Annotated in this window: 7 protein-coding genes; 6 read left to right on the plus strand and 1 reads right to left on the minus strand. The window is 35.1% G+C overall.

Annotated elements, in window-relative coordinates:
• Positions 1-393: 393 nt before the first annotated feature.
• Positions 394-642, minus strand: a complete 249-nt coding sequence (locus AC1DOS_RS17345) for a ferredoxin (protein WP_075617651.1) — start codon at positions 640-642, stop codon at positions 394-396.
• A 107-nt stretch (positions 643-749) separates the two neighbouring features.
• Between AC1DOS_RS17345 and AC1DOS_RS17350 the strand changes: the two genes are divergently transcribed.
• The 6 genes from AC1DOS_RS17350 to AC1DOS_RS17375 form a co-directional block, all read left to right on the plus strand.
• Complete coding sequence (locus AC1DOS_RS17350; protein WP_477538504.1) at positions 750-1,802, plus strand: YpbB family protein; 1,053 nt, start codon at positions 750-752, stop codon at positions 1,800-1,802.
• The gene (locus AC1DOS_RS17355) at positions 1,774-3,237 is read left to right on the plus strand and encodes a RecQ family ATP-dependent DNA helicase (protein WP_477538505.1); all 1,464 of its coding nucleotides are present in this window, start codon (positions 1,774-1,776) and stop codon (positions 3,235-3,237) included. The genes AC1DOS_RS17350 and AC1DOS_RS17355 overlap by 29 nt, the downstream gene beginning before the upstream one ends.
• A 73-nt stretch (positions 3,238-3,310) precedes the next feature.
• On the plus strand, positions 3,311-3,955 hold the full coding sequence (locus AC1DOS_RS17360; RefSeq protein WP_477538506.1) for a LysM peptidoglycan-binding domain-containing protein: 645 nt from the start codon (positions 3,311-3,313) through the stop codon (positions 3,953-3,955).
• A gap of 75 nt (positions 3,956-4,030) precedes the next feature.
• Positions 4,031-4,660, plus strand: coding sequence for a CBS domain-containing protein (locus AC1DOS_RS17365; protein WP_108587193.1), 630 nt, complete (start codon positions 4,031-4,033; stop codon positions 4,658-4,660).
• 70 nt (positions 4,661-4,730) lie between these two features.
• Positions 4,731-5,507, plus strand: coding sequence for a metallophosphoesterase (locus AC1DOS_RS17370; RefSeq protein ID WP_477538507.1), 777 nt, complete (start codon positions 4,731-4,733; stop codon positions 5,505-5,507).
• Between the two features lie 311 nt (positions 5,508-5,818).
• On the plus strand, positions 5,819-6,047 hold a 229-nt coding region (locus tag AC1DOS_RS17375), incomplete at its 3' end, for an NAD(P)-binding domain-containing protein (RefSeq protein ID WP_477538508.1).

Consider the following 6,047-nt stretch of genomic DNA (forward strand, 5'->3'; position numbering starts at 1 on the left):
CAGTTAGACTTTACAATGATTGATATAAATGAACACGAATTTATAAAAATGATATTAAAATTGGGTTTGCTTTTACCGAGGATTTATTAGAATATGCTGATATTGACTATACAAGTTTAAAAGTATTTGAAGATAATCAAGCAAAATACCATTTACTAACTATCACGGATGACCTTAAAGTCTATAATAAGTCGTTACAAGACGGATATAGAAAAACAAAAAATAATAATAAAGACTTACATAAAATTCTGATATTGAAAAAACTTKTTCAGGATTAAACATCGGTACCTAGATTTGAATTTGATTTACCTCCTGAACTAACTGGTGCTCAAGTTAGAAAAGACATCAATAAAAATCGAACAAAAAAACTGCGAATTAAATTCGCAGCATTTTTTATTCGTATTTTAATGCATCGCCGTCAAATGACTCGTCAGCAACTTTGATTGAATCCGTTGGACAGCCTTCGAAAGCGTCTTGCATATCTTCTTCGAGTTCGTCTGGAACTTCAGTTGTTCCCATGTTATTATCTAAAATAACAAAGGCAATACCTTCATCATCATAATCATAAATATCTGGTGCTGCAGCGCCACAAGCGCCACAAGCGATACATGTATCTTTATCTACAATGGTATACTTCGCCATGTTAAACCTCTCCCTTATCTCCGTTCGCTTGAAAAAGCTTTCGTATTTATTCTAATCATGTTTTCCTCAATTTTCAACCTAAATACTCAATAATTGGAGGAACTAGAGTGCTATTTCAACAAATTATATTACATATGGTCAATCGATTAAATGAAGAACGCACTATTTCTGCTCCATATCATCTTATTAGAGGAAAACGTTCGGGTCAAACAATTCAGGATGTAAAGAGTTATCATCTGACAAAATATTTCGCGTTATTCCCTCGACTTACTAAACAAAGTTACGATCAAATCATTCACCAGATGATTGAATCAGGTTGGATACGAGTAAATGAGTTGTCCATTCCTCAAATAACGGAATTAGGTGAAAAAGTGCTGAATCAGATGCCAACCTTTCACTTGAATGGCTGGTTGTATCGAGGGAATGAACGAATATTTTTTCAACGTCTATCTTTAGTAACTCAAACCTTATCACATGTAAAAGCAAATGACCTAGCGTTTATTCCTATTCAAAAGGACGAAAAAATTCATAATTGGGTTCGTCATTTTTTGAAAATGGTGTCTTACAAAAACGAGGGATTTATTGAGGAGTTTTACCAAGAGTTAAAAACTACGTTCCAATCTGCTACTCTAACTGACCTTCATTTAACTATATTAAGTCATCGATTATCAGGTTACCAAGTGAGTGGAGTAACATGGCAACAACTGTCACATATGTTGGAGACAGATCAGATGGACCTCGAAATTCTTTTTCAAGAATGTTTACATATTGTACTAGATGAAATTTCGTTGAATACTAAATTAATATTGTTACCTAGAATGAGTGAAGGTATCAAGACAACCACTCCATTGACTGAATCTGCAAAAAGAACAGCAGACTTGTATAATCAAGGCCATTCAATTGAACAAATAATGTCAATCCGACAATTGAAAAAAAGTACGATTGAAGATCATTTTGTGGAAATGGCAATGAACGAACCGTTATTTTCAATTCACATGTTTTTTCCGGGTGAAGACATTCAACACATCATTCAACAAATAAAAAATCAACAAACCAAGAAATTAAGAACATTAAAAGAGGCATTTCCAGCTTATTCATATTTTCAATTACGACTCTTATTAGCCATTGGAGGTGATTCAATTGACCAACAATCTACATAAAATACTGTTTGAAAAATTTGGCTATTCTTCTTTTAGACCAGGTCAACTCGAAATCATTCAAAGTATTTTACAGCAGGAAGATGTGGTCGCAATTTTACCGACCGGTATGGGAAAATCACTTTGCTACCAACTTCCAGGATATATCTTGCCGCATAGTGTGGTCATTATTTCACCATTGCTAGCTCTCATGCAAGATCAAGTAGAGCAATTAAAAAAAATGGGCGAAAAAAGAGTGATAGCCTTTAACTCGTTTTTGACACAATCTGAAAAACAAACGCTTTTGAACAAACTTGAACAATATAAATTTATTTTTTTATCGCCTGAGATGGTCACACAAGAGAAAGTGAAAGAAAAATTGAAGTCAATTCCAATTTCACTAATTGTAGCTGATGAAGCTCACTGTATTTCACAGTGGGGGTACGATTTTAGACCGGACTATTTACGTTTAGGCGAATGGTTAGGCGACAATATGGATCGACCTCCCGTTTTAGCTTTAACTGCCACAGCGACAAAACAAGTTATGGATGATATACATACACATTTGAATATGAAGAAACCAACACAACACATTCAATCACTTGATCGACCAAATATTCGTTATGCAGCTATAGAAGTAGATTCTCGAGAGGAAAAATTTGATAAAATAGCAAAACAAATTGATAATTTTACTGGACCCGGTATTCTCTATACTCAATCAAGGAAGAAAGCGGATAACTACGCTCAGAAATTAATCACTAAAGGCATACGGATTGCATCTTATCATGCTGGGATGGAACAGGTTGATCGAATGTTTGTTCAACAACAGTTTTTAAATAATGAAATTGATTGGGTTTGTGCAACGAATGCATTTGGAATGGGAGTCCATAAAAATGATGTGCGTCAAGTTATACATGATCATTTTCCATCTTCTGTCGCCAATTATTCTCAAGAAATTGKACGTGCAGGAAGAGATGGTGCTGATTCTCTAGCTACCTTGTTTTATACAAAGGATGATGAAGACCTTTCCATTTTCGTTGCGACGAACGATTTTCCTGACGAAGCACATGTAAACGTATTTATGGAGGCAACAAGGAACGGCATACAGCCTACTCAATTAGTGTCTCAAAGCTTACTGTCAGAAACACATGTCCGAATCCTATCCTATTGGTTATCTAGAAAAACGATGGAAGAGACAGTCAAGATTTTACACCAACTGAGACTCCAAAAAATACAACAAATTCATCAAATCAAGGATATTTTATTGAACTCTACTTGTATCCGCGAAAAAATTGTACAGTTCTTTGGCCAGGCAATAAATTCGAAACCACGCAATTGCTGTTCGAAATGCGGAATGGAGTTAGACGTAATAGTTGAATCTTCGAAAGCAAACTCATCCTATTTAACATTGCAATCATGGGAAAATCGATTATCGTCTTTATTCCACATGATAGATTAGATGTTTGTTTTACTTTTTCGCTAATTTTCGTCATAATAAACAAAGACGATACGTAGAATAGGAGTTTACTACAATGAACAAAGATGATTATCAAAATAAAATTGAAGAATATCGAAAACCGATTCAAATAAATGGTGACGAGCAGAAGCCAAAGACACGATCTTCAAGACATACCAACACGTCGACTCCCAAGAAAACGAAAAAGAAACGTAATATATTATTACCAATATTGTTCTTTTTCTTTATTTTAATTCCGGTATCATTCTTAATTTACGTATTTGCTTTTTATGAGCCAAATGCAAATGAAACAGCAGTTTACGACAATAGCGAACTTCAATATGAACAAAATGATGAAGATTCATCATCTAATACAGCTAGTGAAAATACAGACACAGAAGCACCTGAAGAAAACAATGATAGCGAAACTTCTGAAGAATCTTCTGAACCTGTAGAACAACCAGTTGCAGAAGAGAAACCGGCAGAGGAAGAACCCGTAGAGGAACCTGTTGTAGAAGAACCGCAAAAAGAACAACCTGAAGAACAACCAGTAGTTCCTGAACCTTCTAGTGGGAAAACACATGTTGTACAACCGGGTGAGACACTCTATCGTATAGCTATGAACTATTATAAATCTCCTGACGCAGTGGAAGATATTAAAGCAGCAAACGGCTTATCTTCAAACGAAATTTCAACCGGACAGACATTAGTACTGCCTTAAGTTTTGATTAGGAAAGAGGATTAAGAGGGAACTATATTGAATAGATTACTATTACAGAAAGAATGAGGTGACAGTATGTTTGCAAAAAGTGTAATGATTCCTAAAGAAAAGTGTATTTCGATTCAAACAACTGAGTCAGTGCAAACGGCTCTGGAAGTATTAGAGAAAAATAAAATTGATGCACTTCCAGTATTAGAAAATGGTATTTATAAAGGGATTTTGAATCGCTACATTGCTTACAGAGCGTTTTATTATAGTGGCTTAAATAAAGATGAATTCCTAGCGACAACATCTTTACTAGATGTTGTAACGAGAGAAGATAATTACTTATCAATAGATGACGTTTTTGAAAATTCATTAGTTCAACTTAATGACTTTCCGATTATTGCAGTGGTTGAAGAAAATAAATTTTTAGGTTTAGTAACACGTTACGATACAATGGAACAATTCAGAGGCGCATTTGGAATGGATAAACCAGGTGTCCGAATTTCGTTTACATCAGTAGAAACAGAAGGTCGAATTGCTCGTGTAGGAGACATAATCCAAAAGTTTCATGAATCCGTCATTTCACTTGTTACATTCGACGAAACAGATAAATTATTACGACGTATCGTTTTGAAAATCGAAAAACGTGACAATGTTCAAAAGTTTTTAAAGGAACTTGATAAATCTGGTTTCCGAGTACTAGCAATCCAAGAAGATTAATGCATAGAATAATTAAAAGAAAGGGGCGGGGTAACCCTCCTCTTTTTATTTTTGATAAAGAGGTGAAGAAATGCACTACTTGGCAAGTATTATAGGTGTAGTTCTACTATTGCCCCTCCTTATGATGAAGAAAGCATTTGAAATTAATGTGCGCCATCAAGACATTGAGTTAGTAAAGTATCGTGGTGAAAGGCCTTTAACCTTATTCTTTATTTCTGATATCCACCGCCGAAAAATAACAAATCGCTTACTAAAAAAAGTGGATACTGAAATACATGCAGTAATTATCGGTGGAGATTTAGCTGAAAGAGGCGTTCCATTACAAAGAATAGAACAAAATATAAAAGCACTAGCTAAAATAGGGCCGATTTATTATGTTTGGGGAAATAATGATCGTGAAGTGGGAGCTCATCATATTCGAAGATATATCCAAAACGTTGGTGGAATAATACTCGAAAACGAAGCGATTTGTATAAAAAACACGGAACAGCCGGTTTGGTTAATTGGACTTGAAGATGTATCATCAGGGCGTGCAGATATTGAAAAAAGTTTTCAGAAAGTTCCTGACAACGATATAGTTATATTCGTTTCCCACACTCCATTTGTCTTTGATGAAGTTAGGGATTATTTCCATTCAGATATATTATTGGCTGGTCACACACATGGTGGTCAAATCCGTTTAGGAAAATGGGGTTATTATCAAAAAGGTGCATTAATAAATAGTCATGATAAATTTACGTTAATAAGCAATGGATTTGGTACAACATTAGTACCTTTGCGATTAGGTGCACCTGCAGAGTGTCATATCTTATCAATAAAACACAGAAGTTCTACAAGTGTTAGATGAAACATACACAACGTTTACAAGTGCTACTATTTTTCCAATACTGAGACAAGAGCAAATGTTTGTCTCTTGGAGGAATATGGCATGCAAAACGAAATAGACAATCAAGGTAAACATAATATGAAGGCTGTCTCAACAGTGGTTGGAATTTTGCCAGGCACGATTCGAGCTTGGGAAAAGACGCTACCGTGGAACTAACTGGAGTGAATGGAATCAATGGATCGAAGAAAAAACATATGCCAAATAGTTGTATAGTTTCTTCCATTCTCCTATCATTAAATAGGAGATTTTTTATATAGAGGATGTGTAGAATGTTGAAAAAAGCAGATGCAATTATTGTCGGTGGAGGTCCCTGTGGGCTAGCTGCAGCCATATCTTTACAGAATATTGGTCTTTCACCCGTTATTATAGAAAAAGGGAACGTAGTAGAAGCTATTTATAAATACCCAACACATCAAACTTTTTTCAGTACGAGTGAAAAACTAGCAATCGGAGATGTCCCTTTTATTATTGAAGGTCGCAAGCCAAAACGTAATCAAGCGT

The organism is Paenisporosarcina sp. P5_A11, assembly GCF_056400705.1.

Coding starts and splice junctions, on each gene's coding strand:
- AC1DOS_RS17360 (WP_477538506.1), top strand. CDS start 3,311: ATGAACAAAGATGATTATCAAAATAAAATTGAAGAATATCGAAAACCG.
- AC1DOS_RS17365 (WP_108587193.1), top strand. CDS start 4,031: ATGTTTGCAAAAAGTGTAATGATTCCTAAAGAAAAGTGTATTTCGATT.
- AC1DOS_RS17370 (WP_477538507.1), top strand. CDS start 4,731: ATGCACTACTTGGCAAGTATTATAGGTGTAGTTCTACTATTGCCCCTC.
- AC1DOS_RS17345 (WP_075617651.1), bottom strand. CDS start 642: ATGGCGAAGTATACCATTGTAGATAAAGATACATGTATCGCTTGTGGC.